The organism is Sphingomonas cannabina, assembly GCF_021391395.1.
GTDB classification, from domain to species: domain Bacteria; phylum Pseudomonadota; class Alphaproteobacteria; order Sphingomonadales; family Sphingomonadaceae; genus Sphingomonas; species Sphingomonas cannabina.
In genome coordinates, this window is the sequence record NZ_CP090059.1 from 825,526 (window position 1) to 846,182 (window position 20,657).

Genomic DNA, 20,657 nt, shown 5'->3' on the forward strand with positions numbered 1-20,657 from the left:
ATGGAACGCGTAGTCTACGATCGCATGGCGGCGCACGACTCCACCCATTGGTGGTACCGGGCGCGGCGCGACATCCTCGCCGATTACCTGACCCGCTACGGCGGCTTGTCGCAGGATGCGCGGGTGCTGGAGATCGGCTGCGGCACCGGGCACAACCTGCCGATGCTGGCGCGCTTCGGCGAGGTCGACGCGATCGAGATCGACGCGGCTGCCCGCGACATCGCCAGTCAGCGGCTCGGCAAGCCGGTGGGCGAGGCGCCGCTGCCCGAGCTCACGGGTGTGGCGCCGGCGAGCTACGATCTGATCGCCGTTCTCGACGTGGTCGAGCATATCGACGACGACGTCGGTGCGCTTCGGGGCATGGCCGAGCGGCTGAAGCCCGGCGGCAAGATCCTGATCACCGTGCCCGCGCACCAATGGATGTGGAGCGCGCACGACGTGGTGAACCACCACAAGCGCCGATATTCCAAGGCGACGCTCGATGCCGCGATCCGCGCGGCGGGGCTGACGCACAATGGCCTGCGTTACTTCAACTCGCTGCTGTTTCCGGCGGCGGTGGCGGCGCGGGGGGTCGGCAGGCTCACCGGCAAGGACGACAGCGACGATTCGCCCCCGCCCGGCCCCGTCAACGCGCTGTTCGAGACGATCTTCCGCCTCGAGCGTCACCTGGTCGGGCGCGTGCCCTTGCCACCGGGGCTGTCGATCATCACGCTGGCGTCGGTGCCGTCCTCCGACCGGTAGCCGAGCGTCGCGCGGCCCTGGATCGGGCCGGCGACATCGGCGACGAGGTAAAGCGGCCGCCGCTTCGATTCCACGTAGAGCCGGCCGAGATACTCGCCGATCATGCCGAGCACGAACATCTGCACCGCGCCCAGGAACAGCACGACCAGCATGGTCGAGGTCCAGCCCTGCACGGTGCGGCCCATCAGGAAGCTGATCACCACATAGACGAGCACGATCAGCGTCGCGCCCGTCAGCGCCAGCCCGACATGGCTGGCGAAGCGCAGCGGCGCGGTCGAGAAGCCGGTGACGGCGTCGAGCGCGAAACGGACCATCTTGGCGAGCGGATATTTGGTCTCCCCGGCCAGCCGCTCGGCACGGTCGTAGACGAAGGGCACCTGACGGAAGCCGACCCAGGCGACCATGCCGCGGATGAACCGCGCCTGCTCGGGCAACGACAGGAAGGCGTCGAGCGCCCGCCGGCTCATCAGCCGGAAATCGCCGGTGTCGAGCGGGATCGGCGTGTCGGTGATACGGTCGAGCATCCGGTAGAACACCGCGGCGGTGAGCTTCTTGAAAAAGGTCTCCCCCTCGCGCTTGCGGCGCACCGCATAGACGACGTCGGCGCCCTCCGCCGCCATGGTCGCGCGCATGTCGGCGAGCAGCTCGGGCGGATCCTGCAGGTCGGCGTCGATGATCAGGATCTGCTCGCCGGCGCACAGGTCGAGCCCGGCGGTGAGCGCGAGCTGGTGGCCGTGGTTGCGCGACAGGTTGATCGCGACGAGCCGCGGGTCGGCCGCCGCGAGCCGCTGCATCACCGCCCAGCTGCCGTCGCGCGAGCCGTCGTTGACCAGCACGATCTCATGATTGTCGCCGACCGCCGCCCTGGCGGCGGCGGAGACGCGCGCGTGCAGCGCCTCGAGACAGCGTTCCTCATTGTAGCAGGGGACGACGACGGAGAGCTTCGGCCGCTTCATGGCGGCGCTCCTTAGCTGGTTGCAACGGGCACGTCACCGTATCGATTCGCATATGGCACGAAGCGGCATTGACGCCCGCCATCGCCGCTCCTAATCGACATGCAAATGCGAGTCACTCGCGTTAGCAAAAGGGGCAAGGATGAGACGGAACGTCTGGTTGGCCGGCGCGGCAATGATGGCCGTCGCATGGGCGGTGCCGGCACTGGCGCGTGCACCAGAGGCAAAAGGGGGCGTGGTCGCGGCGGAGGATTCGTCCGCCGCGACCACGGATCGGCCTGCCTCCTCGGACTCGGATAGTCAGACGATCACCGTCACCGCGACCCGGCTGCCGGTTCCGGTCGAGGACGCACCGGCGACGGTGACGGTGATTGGCGCCGAACGCATCGCCGACGAGCTCGCGACCGACATCAAGGACCTCGTCCGGTTCGAGCCCGGCATCAGCGTCCCCCGCCAGCCGGCGCGCTTCTCGGCCGCGGGCAGCGCCGTCGGCCGCGCCGGCAACGAAGGGTTCACCATCCGCGGCATCGGCGGCAACCGCGTGTTGATCCAGGTCGACGGCGTGCGCGTGCCCGACGGGTTCAGCTTCGGGCCGCAGGCGACCGGGCGGGGCGATTACGTCGACCTCGGCCTCATCAAGTCGGTCGAGATCCTGCGCGGTCCCGCTTCGGCGCTCTACGGCAGCGATGGCCTGGCCGGCGCGGTGAGCTTCACCACCAGTGACCCGGCCGATTTCCTCGAGGGCGGCAAGAGCATCGGCGGCCTGGTGCGGGCGAGCTACGCCAGCGCCGACGACGAGTTCGCCGAGACGGCGATCGTCGCGGGGCGCAGCGGCAACTGGTCGGCGATGGCGGCCTATACGCGCCGCGACTTCCACGAGCTCGACAACAAGGGAGCGAACGATTCGACCGGTGCCGCGCGGACGACGCCGAACCCGCAGGACGGACGCAGCAACGCGGCGCTCGCGCGGATCGTCTATCAGGCGGGCGGGCACCGGTTGCGGCTGACCGGCGAATATTTCGACAGCCGACTGTTCACCGATGTGCTGTCCGGCCTGAGCTCGACGGTCGAGCTGCTGCAGGGCCGGGACACCAGCGAGCGCAAGCGGGTCGCGCTCGACTGGAGCTGGGACGGGGCGGGCGCGATCGAGTTCGCGCGCCTCGCCGCCTTCTGGCAGGATTCGGACGACGTGCAGTTCACTGATGAGGACCGTACCCCACTTGCCGACCGCGAGCGGCGGAACACCTTCGAGAACCGCGTCTACGGCGCTTCGGGCGAGGTGCGGATCGGTTTCGAGACGGGCGCTCTCCGTCATCGGGTGGTGTTCGGCGGTGATCTCAGCTTCACCCGCCAGAAGGGGCTGCGCGACGGCGTGGTGCCGCCCGCCGGCGAGACCTACCCGACACGGGCCTTCCCGGTGACCGACTATATGCTGACCGGCCTGTTCCTCACCGACGAGATCATTGCAGGGTCGGTCACGCTCTATCCGGCGCTGCGCTTCGACGCCTACGACCTCGATCCCACCGACGATCCGCTGCTGCCGGCCTTCGCCGGCGCCAAGCAGGACGGATCGCGGTTGTCGCCCAAGATCGGCGCGGTGGTGAAGCTCACCGACGGCATCCGTCTGTTCGCCAACTATGCCCAGGGCTTCAAGGCGCCCGAGCCGAGCCAGGTGAACAATTTCTTCGCCAATCCGGCGGTCGGCTACACCAGCATCCCCAATCCCGACCTCAGGCCCGAGACCAGCCGGAGCTACGAGGCCGGCGTGCGCGTGACCGGCGGCGCAGTTTCGGTCGATCTCGCCGGCTTCCACGCCGACTATCGGAACTTCATCGAGCAGGTGGAGACCACCGGCCTGCCCGGCCCGAGCCCGACGAACCCGTGGATCTACCAATGGGTCAACCGGGGCCGCGTGAAGATCGATGGGGCGGAGGCGCGGATCGAGGCCCGGCCGGCGCGCGGCGTCACGGCTTCGCTCGCCGCCTCCTACACCGTCGGCGATGCGATCGACCCGGACGGCGTGCGTACGCCGCTCCAATCGATCGATCCGATGAAGGTGGTGGCGGGGCTCGGCTATGATCATGCCGATCGGCGCTTCGGCGGGCGGTTCAGCGTCACCTATGTCGGCCAGAAAGAGGCGCGGCGGTCGTGCAGCCAGTGCTTCACCGGCAGCGAGCGCTTCATCCTCGACCTCACCGCCTATGCGCGGCTGACGGAGGCGCTCACGCTGCGCGGCGGCGTCTTCAATATCACCGACGAGAAATATTGGTGGTGGAGCGACATCCGCGGCCTCGCGGCGAGCTCGCCGATCAAGGACGCTTATTCCCAGCCGGGACGCAACGGCAGCGTCTCGCTCAGCTTCCGCTTCTGATGGAGATCGCGATGATCCGTACCTTTATGGCAGGCGCCCTGTTCGCTGCCCTCACCGTTCAGCCCGCGCTCGCCGACGGTCCGGTCAAGCCGCGCGCCGCCGAGGCCGAGGCAGCCTCGTTCGAGGCCGACCGCCGCGACATCCTGGCGATGGCGGGCAACTACAAGGTCAGGTTCGACATGCAGGAGACCACGCCGTGGCGGACCGACTATACGCCGATCCCGCCGAAGGTCTCCGGCGGGTTCGAGGCGGTGCGGGTGGTCGAGGACACCGGGCGCGTGATCCGGCTCCAGCACCTGCTGGTGGTCGACGCGGGCGGCAAGCCGATGGTGATCAAGCATTGGCGCCAGGACTGGGAATATGAGCCGGCGCGGGTGCTGGTCTATTCGGGGCCGGGCAGCTGGAGCTGGGAGGCGGTGCCCCAGGCGATGCGCAAGGGCCGCTGGTCGCAGACGGTGTACCAGGTCGACGATTCGCCGCGTTACGGCGGCTGGGGCCAGTGGACGACCGAGGCGGGCGTCCGCCGCTGGCGCTCGAATTGGACGTGGCGGCCGCTCGCGCGGCGGGACGCGGTCCGGCATCCGGTCTACGACCGCTACTACGGCATCAACCGCCACCAGCCGACGCCGACCGGATGGATCCACTGGCAGGACAACATCAAGATGGGCATCGAGGACGGCAAGCTCGTCGCCTTCGTCCAGGAATCGGTGCTCAACAGCTACACGCGGAGCGACGGCTTCGACGTGAAGGCGGCGGATGATTACTGGGCTTCGACCAAGGGATATTGGGCGGCGATCCGCAGCGAATGGGCCCGGGTCGGCGAGGCCCGGAACGGGATCCGCGTCGCCGAGGAGGCCGAGACCGGCACCGTCATCGCCGGCCGCCTGCTCGCGCTCGCCGACGAGGTCCAGCAGGGCAAGACCAGCGAGGCGAAGGCGATCGAAGCGGGGCGAGCGCTGATCGACCAGGCGACGGGGGCGACGGGATAGGGACGCCGCTCGATCGAGCATCGATCCACCGCTTCGTCATTGCGGCTTCGCCGGGAGGAGGGGCGGCAAGATGAGGCTCCGGCCACCATCGCGCCATCGTCCTATCCGCGACCAGGGGCCGGTGGCGACAGGTGCTGAAACCCGCAGAAATCCGTCGAAGGTCACGAAAGTCATAGGTAGACGGGACCTGTGACTTTCGCGATATATTGTTACATGAAGGTCGCGAAAAAACCGACCGGATCGACACTGGTCGCGCGAGTCATTCGCGTGCGCGTGCCCAGCCGCGATGGCGGGGGTCTCTACGAATGAGAAAGAGCCGGTCCGCAGGCTGTCAGGCGAAATCCTACATTGCAAGAGAGATGCTGTCGGTCTCGCTGTTCGGCGTCGAGACTGCCTCAGCAAATCCTCCCCCGCCAGGGGGAGGTGTCAGTTCCCGCGAAGGCGGGGACTGACGGAGGGGGAGGACAGCGACAAATTATCGGCGTGCTTCCTCCCCCTCCGTCTCGCTGCGCGTGCCACCTCCCCCTGGCGGGGGAGGATTTTATGTCGATCCCGTCCTACAGCAGCAGCTCTTGCGCGGTCGCCGGACCGATCTCGCCGCCGCCGCGGCGGCGGGCGAGCTCGGTCTCGGCGGTGAAGCGGATGTCGGGGTCGCGGTCGCTGAGGAAGGCGTAGAGCGATTCATTGTCGATCTCGCGCCATTCCTTGCCGCGGTCGGGGCCGTAGCGGACGCGCGGCAGCAGGCCCGGCTCGTTCGACCATTGGATGAGCTGGGCGACCGACGCCTCGTTCAGCATGTCGCGCAGGTGGTGCGCGGTGACATAGGCGTCGGGGAAGGCACGGTGTGCGGGCAGGCCGCGCTCGTGGACAAGGCCCTGGGGCCGCCGCCAGTAGCGGAGCAGCTGGTTCGAGAAGCCGGGCGAATCCGGCCACAGCCTGAGCGCGCATTTCCAGGTGCAGATCCATTCGGCGCCATGCGTCAGCGCCGGCGTGCAGAACTGCTCCTCGAAGCTCGCCCGGTGCGCGGCGAGCGCGACGCGGCGCGGCCAGGGATCGAGGATCGGCCGGGCGACGTCGTGCCACCAGGGCGCGTCGGCGACGTCCTCGTCGCGGATGTGATGCACCGCCATGGTGACGGGAGGGATCGGCCGGCCGGGATTGACCAGCCTGCTGCCGCCCTCGCCGTGAAGCTCCCAGCGCCCGTCCTCGCCCAGCGCCACGTCCTGCCAGCCGACCTCGCACACGCCATGGGTGGGAGGGGCGTTGCCGGTAGTCTCGAGGTCGATGACGCGGATGATGGACGGGGAGGGCATCACCCCTATGTGGGGCCGGGCGGCGGTTATGTCACGTCAGCCGGCTTTCGGCGGCGCGATTTGAGGCCATGTTCCTTCCTCGTCATTCCCGCGAAGGCGGGAATCCATTCTGGCTGGCATTGGTGAGACCCACGGCATTCAGCGACAATGGATTCCCGCCTTCGCGGGAATGACGAAGATGGGGTGGCACCTTTCTTCAACGACGTCACCGGCCGGCTCCCGCCGGGGACTGGTCCAGATCAATGCGCCGCCTGCGGGCCGCGCTTGACGCCGCTGAGGGCAAGCTGCTCGTCGATCTGGGCCATCAGCCGGTCGAGGCCCTCCTGGGTCTTCGCCTCGGCGCGGGCGACCAGCACGTCCTGGGTGTTGGAGGCGCGCAGCAGCCACCAGCCGTCGGGGGTGGTCACGCGCGCGCCGTCGGTGCGGTTGACGTTCGCGCCCGCCGCCTCGAGCCGGTCGAGCACCTCGTCGACCACCGCGAACTTGCGGCTCTCGTCGATCTGGAAGCGCATCTCGGGGGTGTTGACGAACACCGGCATCGCGCCGCGGATCTCGGTCAGCGACTTGCCGATCATGTGCACCGCACGGATCAGCCGGACCGCGGCGTATTGCGCGTCGTCGAAGCCGTAATAGTCGTGCGCGAAGAAGATATGGCCGCTCATCTCGCCCGCCAGCGGCGCGCCGGTCTCCTTCATCTTGGTCTTGATGAGGCTGTGGCCGGTCTTCCACATCAGCGGCTGGCCGCCCAATTCGGCGATGCGGTCGTACAGCATCTGCGACGCCTTCACGTCGGCGATGATCGTCGATCCGGGCAGCTCCTTCAGCACAGGTTCCGCCAAAATGGAGAGAAGCTGATCGCCCCAGATCACGCGGCCTTCGCCGTCGATCGCGCCGATCCGGTCGCCGTCGCCGTCGAAGGCGATACCGAAATCGAGCTTCTTGTCCGCGACGAGCTTGCGCAGATCGGCGAGGTTCTTTTCCTCGGTGGGATCGGGATGATGGTTGGGGAAATTGCCGTCCACGTCGGTGAACAGCGTGTGGTGCTCACCCGGGAGCAGCTTCACCAGCTTCTCGATCACCGGGCCGGCGGCGCCGTTGCCGGCGTCCCAGCCGATGCGATAGGCGCCGCCCGAATAGCCGGCGAAGAGGCGGCCGACGTAATCGTCCAGGATGTCGGCATCGGTGACGGTACCGGAGCCCTTGTCCCAGTCGCCCTCCGCCGCCATGCGCCCGAGGTGCTGGATGTCCTCGCCGAAAAACGGGCGGTGCTGCAGCACCATCTTGAAGCCATTGTAATCGGCGGGATTATGGCTGCCGGTTATCTGTATGCCGCCGTCCACCTCTAGCGTGGCTTCGGCGTAGTAGAGCATCGGCGTCGGCCCGAGCCCGACGCGGACCACGTCGACGCCGCTCGCGGTGAGGCCGGCAACCAGCGCCGTCTCCAGCTCGACCGAGGAGACGCGGCCGTCGCGGCCGACCGCGACGCGCGTGCCGCCGGCGCGGCGGACCAATGTGGCGAAGCCGCGGCCGATCGCGTTGGCGTCGGCCGGACCGAGCGTCTTTCCGACGATGCCGCGGATGTCATATTCACGGAGCGACGTGGGGTCGAAACGGTGCGTCATGATACCTCCCGATGGGTCGCCCGCCTAAAGCGCGAGGGCGCCGGAAGTTGCAATGGCGATACGATTTATGTTGCGCTGCGGCGCGACGGACGGTGCCGGAAATCCCGCGGAAAACCGTCGAAGGTCACGAAGGTCATGGTTGGACGGGGCCGTGCGACGGGCGCGAAAGTGAAGGGAGACGCGCTGCATTCGTTCACTTTGCTCCACTTATCGTCGCGACACCGCGAACCAAGCAGAGCAAATCCTATTAGGAAAGCGGTTTGTTGGCCCTTCAGATCCTCCCCGGCACGGGGAGGGGGACCGCCGCGCGCAGCGCGGTGGTGGAGGGGGCCTGCCGCACCGGAGTCCGCCGCCGAGGGCCCCCTCCACCAAGCCGCTGCGCGTCTTGGTCCCCCTCCCCGTGCCGGGGAGGATTTAAGCCTTTAGCCGCCGCAGCAGCACGTCGCGGGCGGCGTTGATGCGGCGGGTGAGCTCGGCCGAGCCGCCCTTGTCGGGGTGGACGGCGCTCACCAGGCGGCGATGGGCGGCGCGGACGTCGTCAGCGGTGGCGTCCGGCCCAACACCGAGGATCGCGCGCGCCTCGGCGACATCCGGGAGCGGCTTGCGCGCCGGCTTGCGGAGATACCACCAGATCGCGCCGACGATCAGTGCGGCGACGAGCAGCTTGCTCATGCGGCGAACAGCGGCATCGCCGGCTCGGGGAGGGCGAGGCCGGCCATCATCTCGCGCAGCTCCTGCCGCGCGGCGACATGCGCCAGCCCCATCTCGCCGAACGCGCGCGAATCGAGCATGGTGAGGCCCTGGGGGAAGAGCTCGCGGTAGATGACGCGCTCGCTGAGGCCGGGGATCACGCGGAAGCCGACGCGCTTGGAGAGCTGGTCGATCGCCTCCGACACGCGGCGCATGTTGCGGGCCTCGATGTGCTGGAGGCGGTTGCGCAGCACCACCCAGTCGATGGTGGCGCCGTCCGCCTTGGCGCGGGTCTTGCGCGCTTCCCAGATCAGCTCGGAGTAGAAGCTGGGGCGGGTGACCTTGAACGTGTCGGGGTCGACCTGGCCGATCAGGTCGAAATCGACGAAGCTGTCGTTCATCGGTGTGACCAGCGTATCGGCGTTGGTCGCCGCCATGCGGGCGAAGCGATCGTCGCGGCCCGGCGTGTCGATCACCAGGAAGTCGGCGTCCGCTCCCAATCGTTCGAGCGCCTGCTGGAACTTGACCAGGCTTTCGCCGTCGTGGGTCTCGTGGACCGGGATCGGCAGGTCCTGGCCGGTGCGGCGGATGGTCGCGGCGCGATTGTCCAGATAGCGGCCGAGCGTGCGCTGGCGATGGTCGAGATCGAACGCGGCGACCCGCGCGCCGCGCGCAGCAAGCGCGATCGCGGTATGGACCGCGGTCGTCGACTTGCCCGTCCCGCCCTTTTCGTTGGCGAAGACGATGACGTGTACTCCAGAACCGTCCGCCAAGACGCCTGATTCCCCTGCTTGATCGCCGTCGGCACCCCCCATAGAAGGCCGCGCTTTCTCAGCGCTTTATCGAAGGGCCAAACTCCGTGCAAACCATCCGTCGCGTCGCCGATCTTCGGACCGAGATCGCCGCCTGGCGCGACGCCGGCGAGCGGGTCGCGCTGGTGCCGACGATGGGCGCGCTCCACGCCGGCCATATGGCGCTGGTCGCCGAGGCGAAGCGGCTGGCGAAGCGGGTGGTGGTGTCGATCTTCGTCAATCCGAAGCAGTTCGGGCCGAACGAGGATCTCGACAAATATCCCCGCCGCGAGGCGGCCGACGCGCGGATGCTGGGCGATGCCGGGGTCGACCTGTTGTGGATGCCGACCGTGGAGGAGATGTATCCGGCGGGCTTCGCCACCAACGTGTCGGTCGCGGGGGTGAGCGAAGGGCTCGACGGCGCCGCGCGGCCTGGTCACTTCGACGGGGTGGCGACGGTGGTGAGCAAGCTGTTCAATCAGGTCCGGCCCGATTTCGCGCTGTTCGGGGAGAAGGATTTCCAGCAGCTCGCGGTGATCCGGCGGATGGTGGCCGATCTCGACATGGGGCTGGAGATCGTCGGCGTGCCGACCCAGCGCGACGACGATGGGTTGGCGCTCTCGTCGCGCAACGCCTACCTCGCGCCCGAGGATCGCGCCGCGGCGGTCGCGCTGCCGCGCGCTCTGGGGGCGGCGGCCAGGGCGATCGGCGAGGGCGGTGATGCCACGGCGGCATTGGCGCAGGCGCGCGAGGCGCTGAGCGCGGCGGGCTTCGCGATCGACTATGTCGCGCTGGTCGATGCCGAGACATTGGGCGAGCCCGATCCGGCCCGGCCGATGCGGCTGCTGGCGGCGGCGCGGATCGGGGGCACGCGCCTCATCGACAATGTCGCGGTCGTGGTGAACGGACAGGGTTAACCCCGTTAACCATTTGGTGACGCCGCCGGTTGCAGAACCCCTGGTCGGAGAGAAAGACCAAGGGGAGCAATCATGGGTCAGAGTCTCACGAGTGCGAATTTCCTGATCGAGAGCCGGCTGGTCCAGGCCGCGCGCGGCAACGTCCGCGCCTGCTTCGAGCTGGGAATGGCCTATTCGAGCGGTTCCGAGGGGGTCGACGTCGACCTGATCGAGGCGCACAAATGGTTCAACCTGGCGGCGATGCAGGGCAACACTCGCGCGCAGGAGTGCCGCGCCGAGATCGCCGAGGACATGACCGCGCGCGAAGTCGCCGAGGCGCAGAAGGCGGCGCGGGCGTGGCTGCAGCTGACGACGCGGCTGGCGGCCTGATTCCCTGCTCGTGCTCCTGCGAAGGCAGGAGCCGTGGCCGCTGACGTGTCGCTTGAGGCCAAGGCTCCTGCCTTCGCAGGAGCACTGGACTCTACTTCTTCTTGGCGGCCTTCTTGGCGGGAGCCTTCTTCGCCGGTTTCTTGCCCTTCCTCGCCGGCGCCGCGGCGGCGCGGGCGTCGATGAGCTGGGCGGCTTCCTCAAGCGTCAGCTGGTCCTTGTCGACCGACTTGGGCAGCGTCGCGTTGGTGGTGCCGTCGGTGACATAGGCGCCGTAGCGGCCGTCCATCAGCTTGATCTCCGCCTCGGTGCGCGGATGCTTGCCCAGCACCTTGAGCGGCTCGCGGGCGGCGCCGCGTGCGGGTCGGCCGCCGTTCGCCGCCGCCTCCGCCAGCTTGACCACCGCCGCGTTCATGCCGGTCTCGAACACCTCGGCGGTCGATGACAGGCGGGCGTATTTGCCGTCGTGGGCGAGATAGGGGCCGTAGCGGCCGATCGACGCCGTGATCGGGTTGCCGGTCTCGGGATGGTTCCCGATCGTGCGCGGCAGCGACAGGAGCTTCAGCGCCATTTCGAGCTCGACCGGCTCGGGGACATCCTTGGGGATGGAGGCGCGCTTGGCATCCTTGCCCTCGCCGAGCTGGAGATAAGGGCCGAACCGTCCGGCGCGGCGTGACACCTCCAACCCGGTCTCTGGATCGGTGCCGAGGTTGTCGGGGCCGCTGTCCTCGCCCGACGCGCCGCCCGGCTGGGCGAAGCGGCGGGTGTATTTGCACTCGGGATAGTTGGAGCAGGCGACGAAGGCGCCGAACCGCCCGCCGCGCAGCGACAGGCGGCCCACGCCGCAATTGGGGCAGAGGCGCGGATCGCTGCCGTCAGCCTTGGCCGGGAAGAGATAAGGCTCGAGGAATTCGTCGAGCGCGGCGGTGATCTCGCTCGGCTGGCGCTCCTTCACTTCCTCGGTACGCGGCTTGAAGTCGCGCCAGAAGGCGTCGAGCACCGCCTGCCACTCGGCGCGACCGCCCGAGATGTCGTCGAGCTCCTCCTCCAGGCCGGCGGTGAAGTCGTAGCTCACGTATTTCTCGAAGAAGCGTTCGAGGAAGGCCGTCAGCAGCCGGCCCGATTCCTCGGCATAGAAGCGGTTCTTCTCAACGCGGACATAGGCGCGGTCCTTGAGGACCTGGATGATCGACGCGTAGGTCGAGGGACGGCCGATGCCGAGCTCCTCCAGCCTTTTTACCAGCGACGCCTCCGAGAAGCGGGGCGGCGGCTGGGTGAAATGCTGCTCGGCGGTGACGCCGGTCTTGGCCGGCGCGTCGCCCGTGCGGAGCAGGGGGAGGCGGCGCGAATCCTCGTCGTCGCTGTCGTCGCGGCCTTCCTCATAAAGCGCGAGATAGCCGGGGAAGAGCACGACCTGACCGGTCGCACGCAGCACGGTGCGGCCGGTGCCGTCCTCGAGGTCGATGGTGGTGCGCTCCATACGCGCGGACGCCATCTGGCTCGCGAGCGCGCGCTTCCAGATCAGGTCGTAGAGCCGGGCGTGATCGCCGCTGCCGGCCTTGTCGCGGCCGAAGTCGGTCGGGCGGATCGCCTCGTGCGCTTCCTGGGCGTTCTTGGCCTTGGTCTGGTACTGGCGCGGCTTCTCGGGGACGTAATGGCCCGAATAGCGCTCGGTCACCGCCCTGCGCGCGGCGTCGATCGCCGAGCCGTCCATCTGGACGCCGTCGGTCCGCATGTAGGTGATCAGCCCGTCCTCGTAGAGCGCCTGGGCGATGCGCATGGTGTGGCTCGCCGAGAAGCCCAATTTGCGCGCCGCCTCCTGCTGCAGGGTCGAGGTGGTGAACGGCGGCGGCGGGTTGCGGGTCGCCGGCTTGGTCTCGACGCTGGCGACGGTGAAGCGGCCGGCCTCGACATCGGCCCTGGCGCGCTCGGCGGTGCCCTGGTCGCCGATCGCCAGGCGGTCGAGCTTGTTGCCCTCCCAGGTGGTGAGGCGGGCGGTGAAGGCGGTGCCGTCGTGCTCGAACGCTGCCTCGACCGACCAATATTCCTGGGCGCGGAACGCCTCGATCTCGCGGTCGCGGTCGACGATCAGGCGGAGCGCGACCGACTGGACGCGGCCGGCCGACTTGGCGCCGGGCAGCTTGCGCCACAGCACCGGCGACAGGGTGAAGCCGACGAGGTAATCGAGCGCGCGGCGGGCGCGATAGGCGTCGATCAGGTCGATATCGAGATCGCGCGGATGCTCCATCGCGGTCAGGATCGCCGGCTTGGTGATCGCGTTGAAGGTGACGCGCTCGACCTCCTTGGGCAGCGCCTTGCGGTTCCTGAGCACCTCGCGGACGTGCCAGCTGATCGCCTCGCCCTCGCGGTCGGGGTCGGTGGCGAGGATCAGCCGGTCGGCCTTCTTGGCCTCGTCGGCGATCGCCTTCAGCTGCTTGGTCTTGTCGGCGTAGGTCTCCCACTCCATGGCGAAGCCCTGGTCGGGATCGACCGAGCCGTCCTTGGCCGGCAGGTCGCGGACATGGCCGTAGGATGCGAGGACGCGATAGTCCTTGCCGAGGTATTTCTCGATGGTTTTGGCCTTGGCGGGCGATTCGACGATGACGAGCTGCATGGGCTTCTGTTCGTGTCCCTTACGTGTACGCGCGAGGGTGGAGAGGCTCGGCGGGAGGCGTCAAGCGGGGAGCGTCAGGTGAGGGCGGCGCGTCGTTCCGTCAAGCCGGGCGGTTTCGGAACCGGGGGAGAATGATGCGGGGTTTGATGATCGTCGCGGCGTTGCTCGGCGCCCAGGCGGGCGAAAGGCTGGTCTGGCCGAAGGCGGACGGGTTCGTCGTCGCGCACCAGCAGGACAACGGCCGCACGAGCATCGAGGAGCAGGTGCCGAAGGGGGAGACCGTGGAGCAGTGGACGCGGATGATCACGACGCTCACCTTCGCCGGTCCGCTCGACCCCGCAGGATTCGCCGACCGCATGGCCGGCCTGTGGAGCCAGAGCTGCCCCGGGGCGAAGGCGGGTGCGCCGGTCTCCGGTGCGCGCGGCGTGGATATCCGGATTGACTGCCCGCTGAATCCGCAGACCGGCAAGCCGGAGACGATGTTCCAGCGGAGCGTTGCCGGCGAGAGCAAGCTCTATGTTCTTCAGGTCGCCTTCCGTTTGACACCGACGAAGGACCAGGCGGCCTGGGCCATGGCGCAGCTGGATCGCGCGACCTTGTGCCGCCTCGATTCGGTGGAGGCGGCCTGCCGCTAGAGAGGCCCCTTCAATCCTCCCCGCCAGGGGGAGGTGGCACGCGAAGCGTGACGGAGGGGGAGGAAGCGAACCGTTAGTGAGTTGCGTCCTCCCACTCCGTCAGCCTGCGGCTGACACCTCCCCCTGGCGGGGGAGGATTTGTATGTGTCGATCCGCCCTACAGCGGACGAAGGCTGACTCGGCCGCCGGCGTGACGCTCGAGCCGGCCGGCGAGCTCCAGCTCCAGCAACAGGGTCTGCACGATGCCCGGCGCGAGGCCCGACTGGCGGACCAGCTCGTCGACCGCCACGGGCACCGGGCCCAGCAGCCCCGCGACGGCGCGGCGCTCGGCATCGGTCGGATCCGCGGCGGGGCCGGCATCGAACGGGCGCGACGGCGCGCGCACCGCGCGGGGGTCGATCGGGCGCACCGCTTCCAGGATGTCGGCGGCCGACTGCACCAGCGTGGCGCCCTCGCGGATCAGCAGGTTGCAGCCCTGCGCGCGCGGGTCGAGCGGGGAGCCGGGCACGGCCATCACCTCGCGCCCGACCTCGGCGGCGATGCGGGCGGTGATCAGCGAACCCGAGCGTGGCGCCGCCTCCACTACCACCGTGCCGAGCGCGAGGCCGGCGATGATGCGGTTGCGGGAAGGGAAGTGGCGCGCGAGCGGCTCGGCGCCGGGCGGCTGCTCGGCGATCAGCAGGCCCTGGCGCGCGACCTCCTCCTGAAGCTCGGCATTTTCGGGCGGGAAGGCAATGTCGATGCCGCTGGCGATCACGCCGATCGTGCCGGTGGCGAGGCTCGCCCGGTGCGCGGCGGTGTCGACGCCGCGCGCGAGGCCCGAGACGATCACCGCGCCGGTCTGGCCGAGCTCGGCGGCGAGCCCGCGGGCGAAGCGGCAAGCGGCGGCGGAGGCGTTGCGTGCGCCGACCATCGCGATCACCGTGCGGGCGGCCAGCGCCCGCTCGCCGCGGACGATCAGCGCAGGCGGGGCGTTCTCGAGCTCGGCGAGGAGCGGGGGGTAATCATCGTCGTCGACGAACCAGTAACGGGCGCCGAGCCGCTCGACCGCCGCCATCTCGCGGGCGATCGTGCGCTCGTCGGGCAGCCGTGGCGCTTCGCCGCCGCCGCGGCGGGCGAGGGCCGGCAGCATCTCGATCGCCGCCTCGACCGAGCCGAAGCGGGCGACGAGTTGGCGATAGGTGACCGGGCCGACGCCGGGCGTGCGGATCAGGCGCAGCCTTGCCGCCGCGCTCGCCTCAGCCACGCGCCTCGGTTTTGGTCTTGGATCCGCCGACCCTGGGCTCGGTGCCGGAGAGCAGGCGGTCGATGTTGTCGCGGTGTTTCCACAGCACGATCAGCGCCAGCGCGATCAGCAGGAACACCTCGTCGAAGCGGCCGAACACCGCGGCGCTGACCGGCGCGCTCACCGCCGCCGCCATGCCGGCGACCGAGGAGATGCGCAGCGCCGCGAGCAGCCCGAGCCATACAGCCGCATAGACGAGACCGCATGGCCAGTAGAGCGCGAGCACGATGCCCATCAGCGTCGCCACGCCCTTGCCGCCCTTGAAGCCGAGCCACACAGGGTAGCAATGGCCGACGAAAGCGGCGGCCGCGGCGAGCAGCTCGTCGCCCGGCCAGATCATGTGGACGATCCAGACCGCGGCGAAACCCTTCAGCGCATCGAGCAGCAGCGTCGCCGCGGCGAGGCCCTTGCGGCCGGTGCGCAGCACGTTGGTCGCACCGATGTTGCCCGAGCCGATCTGGCGCAGGTCGCCCGCTCCGGCGAGTCGCGTCAGCACCACGCCGAACGGGATCGAGCCCAGCAGATAGCCGAGCAGCAGCGCGCCGAGCGGCGGTATCCAGACGATTTCCGCGGCCATTGTCCCCTGTTCCCGCGGCGAAGGTAGGGGGCTCCCGTCAGCGGCGCAATAATCCCGATCATCTATTTGATATTTGACGGCGCGGCGACGCTGCGCGAAGCGGCGCGGCGATGAGCGATACCCGTCCCCTGCTGTTCTTCGATTCGGGCGTGGGCGGGCTTTCCGTGCTGGCGCCGACCCGCGCGCTGCTGCCGCGCGCGCCGCTGGTCTATGTCGCGGATTCGGCGGGATTCCCCTATGGGACGCGCAGCGAGAGCGAGATCGCGGCGCGGGTGCCGGCGCTGCTCGGGCGGCTCGCCGAGCGCTACGACCCGCGGCTGATCGTGATCGCGTGCAACACCGCCTCGACGATCGCGCTGGCGGCGGTGCGCGCGGCGCTCGATCTGCCGATCGTCGGCACCGTGCCCGCGATCAAGCCCGCCGCCGCGATGAGCGTGACGCGAGCGATCGGCGTGCTCGGCACCGACGCGACGGTGCGCCAGCCCTATGTCGACGACCTCGCGGCGCGCTTCGCCGCCGATTGCCTGGTGCTGCGCCACGGTTCGGCCGAGCTGGTCGAGCTGGCCGAGGCGAAGCTCAGGGGCGAGACGACCGATCCCGCCGCCTATGCGCGCGTGCTGGACGGTTTGTTCGGCCAGCCGGGCGGCGAGCGCATCGACGTGATCGTCAACGCCTGCACCCATTTCCCGCTGGTCGAGGAGGAGCTGACGGCGGCCGCACCGCGCCCGGTGCGTTTCGTCGACGGAGGGCCGGGAATCGCGCGCCGCATCGCGCATCTGACCGAGGGACAGGATTGGCCCGAGACCGCCGGTGAGGGGTTGGCGGTGTTCACGCGGCTCGACGATCGCGCACGGAGCCTTGCGCCGGCGCTGGCGCGCTATGGACTGGACAGGGTGGCGGAGCTTTAGGGGCGCCCTCGTGACGTACTTCGGTGCTCCTGCGAAAGCAGGAGCCCGGGCCGCAAGCGATCCGCCCGTGATCCATGGCTCCTGCCTTCGCAGGAGCACGATCGAAGTTGTTTCGAGGATGAAGCGTCAGGCCGCCGCTGACGGGGCCGGCGGATCGTTGGGGACCATCAGTCGGGCCAGCTGGGCATAGCGATCGGCAAGTTCGAGATGCAGCCGGCGCGTCATCATGTCGCCGCAGCTCTCCGCCACGGCGCGCTCCTGCGCCTCGCGGCGACGGTAATAGGCCAAGTCCAATCCGTTCGTCATGCTACCACTCCCATCGCGATCAGGGAGAGAGACAACCACTCGCTTGTCGCGGGGCGTGCCGCGCGACTCGACTCGGTTTGTCGCGATGTGGATAACCTAGCATAATCTGCGGGAAAGGTATTGTTCTGAAGCAGGGCGGCCTGGGGCAAATTGTCCGCTGGTCCCTGCGCGCCGGCTGCGGTAGAGGGGCGGGCCATGAACGACGAGAAACTGGGCGCCCGCAAGGTCGATTATTCGCGGGTCTTCACGCAGGCGATCGACCGGCTTCATGCCGAGGGGCGCTACCGTGTGTTCATCGACATCCTGCGCAACAAGGGCATGTTCCCCAACGCGCGCTGCTTCGCCGGACACAATGGGCCGAAGCCGATCACCGTGTGGTGCTCCAACGACTATCTCGCGATGGGCCAGCATCCCAAGGTGATCGCGGCGATGGAGGAAGCGCTGCACGACGTCGGCGCCGGCTCCGGCGGCACGCGCAACATCGGCGGCAACACGCATTACCATATCGATCTCGAGGCCGAGCTCGCCGATCTGCACGGCAAGGAAGGCGCGCTGCTGTTCACCTCGGGCTATGTCTCGAACGAGGCGACGCTGTCGACGCTGGCCAAGGTGCTGCCGGGCTGCATCATCTATTCGGACGAGCTCAACCACGCCTCGATGATCGCCGGCATCCGCAATTCGGGCTGCGAGAAGCGGGTGTGGCGGCACAACGACCTCGCGCACCTCGAGGAACTGCTCGCCGCCGACGATCCCGAGACGCCCAAGCTGATCGCGTTCGAGAGCGTCTATTCGATGGACGGCGACATCGCGCCGATCGCCGCGATCTGCGACCTCGCCGACCGCTACAATGCGCTGACCTACCTCGACGAGGTCCATGCGGTCGGCATGTACGGCTCGCACGGCGGCGGCATCTCCGAGCGCGACGCGGTGGCGGACCGGGTGACGATCATCGAGGGCACGCTGGGCAAGGCGTTCGGCGTGATGGGGGGCTATATCGCCGCCGACCAGACGATCGTCGACGTGATCCGCAGCTACGCGCCGGGGTTCATCTTCACCACCTCGCTGTCGCCGGTGCTGGTCGCCGGCGCGCTGGCGAGCGTGCGGCACCTCAAGGAGTCGAGCGTCGAGCGCGAAGGGCAGCAGGCGGCCGCCGCGGAGCTGAAGGCGATGATGGCCGAGGTGGGGCTGCCCGTGATGAACTCGGTCACGCACATCGTGCCGCTGATGGTCGGCGATCCGGTCAAGGCCAAGCGGATCAGCGACATTCTGCTCGCCGAGTATGGGGTGTACGTCCAGCCGATCAACTATCCGACCGTGCCGCGGGGGACGGAGCGGCTGCGCTTCACTCCTGGTCCGACGCACGACACGGCGATGATGCGCGAGCTGGTCGATGCGCTGGTGGAGATCTGGGGACGGCTGGAGTTGCGGCTGGCGGCTTAGGCTCTTTCCGATCCTCCCCCGCCAGGGGGAGGTGGCACGCGAAGCGTGACGGAGGGGGCGGAAGCACGCCGATAGTTTGTCGCCGACCTCCCCCTCCGTCAGTCCCCGCCTTCGCGGGGACTGACACCTCCCCCTGGCGGGGGAGGATTAGGGATTTCAGGCGGCGATCGCGCTTTCACTCACTGCCGAAGCGATCGCCCGCGCTACCGCGGCGTGGGTGGCCGCGAGGGCGTCGGAACTCGCCGTGCTGCCGCTGAGATAGGACGTCACCAGGATCGGCGGCCGCCCGTTCGGCAACAGCAGGCCGATGTCGTTGTTGCTGCCGCGCTGGCCGGTGCCGGTCTTGTCGGCGACGCGCCAGCCGCGCGGGACGCCGGCGCGCAGGCGCGTCGCGCCGGTGCGGCTCGCCAGCATCCAGCCCGTCAGCGTGCGGCGCGAGGCGGGCGTCAGCACGCGGCCGAGCGTCAAGGCGCGAAGCGAATGCAGCATCGCCAGCGGGCTGGTGGTGTCACGCGGGTCGCCCGAAATCGCCTCGTTGAGGATCGGTTCGTAGCGGTCGATCCTGGTCACTTCGTCGCCGAGCGCGCGCACGAAGCGCGTCAGGCCGGCCGGACCGCCGATCACCGGCAGCAGCAGGTTGGCAGCGGCATTGTCGCTGGTGGTCATCGTCGCGTGGCAGAGCTCGGCGAGCGTCATCGCGCGGCCGACGTTCCGCTCGGTCACCGGCGAGTTGCCGAGGATGTCGGCGCGCCGCACCGTCAGCGTCCGGCTCATCTTGAGCCGCCCGGAGTCGGCCGCGTGGAGTACCGCGCCGCTCAAAAGAAATTTGAAGGTGCTGCACAGCGCGAAACGCTCGTCACCGCGATGGGCGAAACGGCGGCCGCTGTGGGTGTCGAGCACCGCCAGGCCCAGCCGGCCACCGGTCCGGCGCTCGATTCCGCGGATCGTTTCGGCGAAGGATCGTCCGCCGAAATCGGCGGTCTTCTGGGCTTGTCCCAATCGAACGTCGATCAGTGTGATCGCCGCAAGCCCGCTCATTCCCAACAGCATCTCCCGCCGGTCCATCGTCCTCGTCTCCCTTGTCGATGCGGCAAGGATGTCGGCTGGCCGGCGGGCGCACAAACGATCATAACTCGGCCCAGCCACTCGAAAAATTGGGGTCTGTGAATGGATCGCTCCCAGCTGCCGCTCAATGCTCTACGCGCCTTCGAGGCGGCGGCGCGGCATTTGAGCCTCACCCGCGCCGGGCTGGAACTGTGCGTCAGCCAGGCGGCGGTCAGCCATCAGGTCAACCGGCTGGAGGACGTGCTGGGCGTGCAGCTCTTCCACCGCCTGCCGCGCGGGCTCGCGCTCACCGACGAGGGGGCGGCGCTGGTGCCGGTGCTGGCCGAGAGCTTCGACCGTATCTCGGCGCTGCTCGACCGCTATGCCGGCGGGCGGCTGCGTGAGGTGCTGACGGTGGGGGTGGTCGGCACCTTCGCGACCGGCTGGCTGCTGCCGCGCCTCGCCGAGTTCAACGCCGCGCACCCCTTCGTCGACCTGCGCATCCGCACCAACAACAATCGCGTCGACCTGGCGGGGGAGGGGCTCGATTACGCGATCCGCTTCGGCGACGGCGCCTGGCACGGGGTCGAGGCCGATCCGCTGATGGCGGCGCCGCTGACGCCACTCTGCGCGCCGGCGATGGCGGAGCGAATCGCGCGAGTGGAGGATCTCGCGGGCGAGGTGCTGCTGCGCTCCTACCGGCCCGACGAGTGGTCGCGCTGGTTCGACGCGGCCGGCGTGCCCTGTCCCACGCTGCACGGGCCGGTGTTCGATTCGTCGGTGACGACCGCCGCCGCGGCGATGGCGGGGAGTGGCATCGCGCTGCTGCCGGCGGCGATGTTCGCACCGGCGCTCGATCGCGGCGACCTGGTGCGGCCGTTCGCGCTGGAGGTGGAGACCGGCCGCTATTGGCTGACGCGGCTCAAGACCCGCGCTCCCGATGCGGCGATGCACGCGTTCCGCGACTGGCTGCTCATGTCGGTTAATCCGACGGGCTGAGTCGCCCGCGGCGTCTGTTTTCGCGAAAATACGGATCATCGGTGCCACCGGAACGGCGAGCCGAAATTGCGACGTCATGACGTAGAATTTATGCTG

19 protein-coding genes are annotated in these 20,657 nt (G+C 69.0%); 9 read left to right on the forward strand and 10 right to left on the reverse strand.

The annotated features are described in order from the left end of the window. On the forward strand, positions 1 to 741 hold the full coding sequence (locus LZK98_RS04070; RefSeq protein ID WP_233785132.1) for a class I SAM-dependent methyltransferase: 741 nt from the start codon (positions 1 to 3) through the stop codon (positions 739 to 741). On the opposite strand, the gene LZK98_RS04075 is transcribed toward LZK98_RS04070, so the two are convergent. Then, positions 663 to 1,697, reverse strand: a complete 1,035-nt coding sequence (locus tag LZK98_RS04075) for a glycosyltransferase family 2 protein (RefSeq protein WP_233785133.1) — start codon at positions 1,695 to 1,697, stop codon at positions 663 to 665. The genes LZK98_RS04070 and LZK98_RS04075 overlap by 79 nt on opposite strands. A gap of 139 nt (positions 1,698 to 1,836) precedes the next feature. Between LZK98_RS04075 and LZK98_RS04080 the strand changes: the two genes are divergently transcribed. Both LZK98_RS04080 and LZK98_RS04085 read left to right on the forward strand, forming a co-directional pair. Continuing rightward, positions 1,837 to 4,065: a TonB-dependent hemoglobin/transferrin/lactoferrin family receptor gene (locus LZK98_RS04080; protein WP_233785134.1), complete on the forward strand. Its 2,229-nt coding sequence runs from the start codon at positions 1,837 to 1,839 to the stop codon at positions 4,063 to 4,065. Positions 4,066 to 4,076: 11 nt separating this feature from the next. Continuing rightward, the gene (locus tag LZK98_RS04085; protein WP_233785135.1) at positions 4,077 to 5,054 is read left to right on the forward strand and encodes a DUF6607 family protein; all 978 of its coding nucleotides are present in this window, start codon (positions 4,077 to 4,079) and stop codon (positions 5,052 to 5,054) included. Positions 5,055 to 5,611: 557 nt separating this feature from the next. Here LZK98_RS04085 and LZK98_RS04090 read toward each other — a convergent pair. The 4 genes from LZK98_RS04090 to LZK98_RS04105 form a co-directional block, all read right to left on the reverse strand. After that, the gene (locus LZK98_RS04090; protein ID WP_233785136.1) at positions 5,612 to 6,367 is read right to left on the reverse strand and encodes an exonuclease domain-containing protein; all 756 of its coding nucleotides are present in this window, start codon (positions 6,365 to 6,367) and stop codon (positions 5,612 to 5,614) included. A 239-nt stretch (positions 6,368 to 6,606) separates the two neighbouring features. Next, positions 6,607 to 7,989: a phosphoglucomutase/phosphomannomutase PgmG gene (gene pgmG, locus LZK98_RS04095; protein ID WP_233785137.1), complete on the reverse strand. Its 1,383-nt coding sequence runs from the start codon at positions 7,987 to 7,989 to the stop codon at positions 6,607 to 6,609. A 414-nt stretch (positions 7,990 to 8,403) separates the two neighbouring features. Next, positions 8,404 to 8,661: a J domain-containing protein gene (locus tag LZK98_RS04100; RefSeq protein ID WP_233785138.1), complete on the reverse strand. Its 258-nt coding sequence runs from the start codon at positions 8,659 to 8,661 to the stop codon at positions 8,404 to 8,406. Continuing rightward, complete coding sequence (locus tag LZK98_RS04105; RefSeq protein WP_406693824.1) at positions 8,658 to 9,452, reverse strand: division plane positioning ATPase MipZ; 795 nt, start codon at positions 9,450 to 9,452, stop codon at positions 8,658 to 8,660. The genes LZK98_RS04100 and LZK98_RS04105 overlap by 4 nt, the downstream gene beginning before the upstream one ends. Before the next feature lie 86 nt (positions 9,453 to 9,538). Between LZK98_RS04105 and panC the strand changes: the two genes are divergently transcribed. Together panC and LZK98_RS04115 are read left to right on the forward strand one after the other, a co-directional pair. Further along, positions 9,539 to 10,387, forward strand: a complete 849-nt coding sequence (panC, locus tag LZK98_RS04110) for a pantoate--beta-alanine ligase (protein WP_233785140.1) — start codon at positions 9,539 to 9,541, stop codon at positions 10,385 to 10,387. 72 nt (positions 10,388 to 10,459) lie between these two features. After that, positions 10,460 to 10,756, forward strand: coding sequence for an SEL1-like repeat protein (locus tag LZK98_RS04115; RefSeq protein WP_233785141.1), 297 nt, complete (start codon positions 10,460 to 10,462; stop codon positions 10,754 to 10,756). 91 nt (positions 10,757 to 10,847) lie between these two features. On the opposite strand, the gene topA is transcribed toward LZK98_RS04115, so the two are convergent. Beyond that, positions 10,848 to 13,367 (reverse strand): type I DNA topoisomerase, encoded by a 2,520-nt coding sequence (gene topA / locus LZK98_RS04120; RefSeq protein WP_233785142.1) that lies wholly within the window; start codon positions 13,365 to 13,367, stop codon positions 10,848 to 10,850. A gap of 146 nt (positions 13,368 to 13,513) precedes the next feature. Here topA and LZK98_RS04125 point away from each other — a divergent pair, with 146 nt between their 5' ends. Then, positions 13,514 to 14,002 (forward strand): hypothetical protein, encoded by a 489-nt coding sequence (locus LZK98_RS04125; RefSeq protein WP_233785143.1) that lies wholly within the window; start codon positions 13,514 to 13,516, stop codon positions 14,000 to 14,002. A 157-nt stretch (positions 14,003 to 14,159) separates the two neighbouring features. Here LZK98_RS04125 and dprA read toward each other — a convergent pair whose 3' ends face one another. Then, on the reverse strand, positions 14,160 to 15,248 hold the full coding sequence (gene dprA, locus LZK98_RS04130) for a DNA-processing protein DprA (protein ID WP_233785144.1): 1,089 nt from the start codon (positions 15,246 to 15,248) through the stop codon (positions 14,160 to 14,162). Continuing rightward, positions 15,241 to 15,864, reverse strand: a complete 624-nt coding sequence (gene plsY, locus LZK98_RS04135) for a glycerol-3-phosphate 1-O-acyltransferase PlsY (RefSeq protein ID WP_233785145.1) — start codon at positions 15,862 to 15,864, stop codon at positions 15,241 to 15,243. Before plsY ends, dprA begins: the two co-directional genes overlap by 8 nt. A gap of 110 nt (positions 15,865 to 15,974) precedes the next feature. Between plsY and murI the strand changes: the two genes are divergently transcribed. Further along, positions 15,975 to 16,772: a glutamate racemase gene (gene murI, locus LZK98_RS04140; protein WP_233785146.1), complete on the forward strand. Its 798-nt coding sequence runs from the start codon at positions 15,975 to 15,977 to the stop codon at positions 16,770 to 16,772. A 126-nt stretch (positions 16,773 to 16,898) separates the two neighbouring features. Here murI and LZK98_RS04145 read toward each other — a convergent pair whose 3' ends face one another. Continuing rightward, a complete protein-coding gene (locus LZK98_RS04145) occupies positions 16,899 to 17,078 on the reverse strand; it encodes a hypothetical protein (protein ID WP_233785147.1) in 180 nt (59 codons plus the stop codon). 195 nt (positions 17,079 to 17,273) lie between these two features. On the opposite strand from LZK98_RS04145, the gene hemA reads away from it, so the two are divergent. Beyond that, on the forward strand, positions 17,274 to 18,518 hold the full coding sequence (hemA, locus tag LZK98_RS04150; RefSeq protein WP_233785148.1) for a 5-aminolevulinate synthase: 1,245 nt from the start codon (positions 17,274 to 17,276) through the stop codon (positions 18,516 to 18,518). A 156-nt stretch (positions 18,519 to 18,674) separates the two neighbouring features. On the opposite strand, the gene bla is transcribed toward hemA, so the two are convergent. Further along, complete coding sequence (gene bla, locus LZK98_RS04155; RefSeq protein ID WP_233785149.1) at positions 18,675 to 19,583, reverse strand: class A beta-lactamase; 909 nt, start codon at positions 19,581 to 19,583, stop codon at positions 18,675 to 18,677. 102 nt (positions 19,584 to 19,685) lie between these two features. On the opposite strand from bla, the gene LZK98_RS04160 reads away from it, so the two are divergent. After that, positions 19,686 to 20,561 (forward strand): LysR family transcriptional regulator, encoded by an 876-nt coding sequence (locus LZK98_RS04160; RefSeq protein ID WP_233785150.1) that lies wholly within the window; start codon positions 19,686 to 19,688, stop codon positions 20,559 to 20,561. Positions 20,562 to 20,657 lie beyond the last annotated feature (96 nt).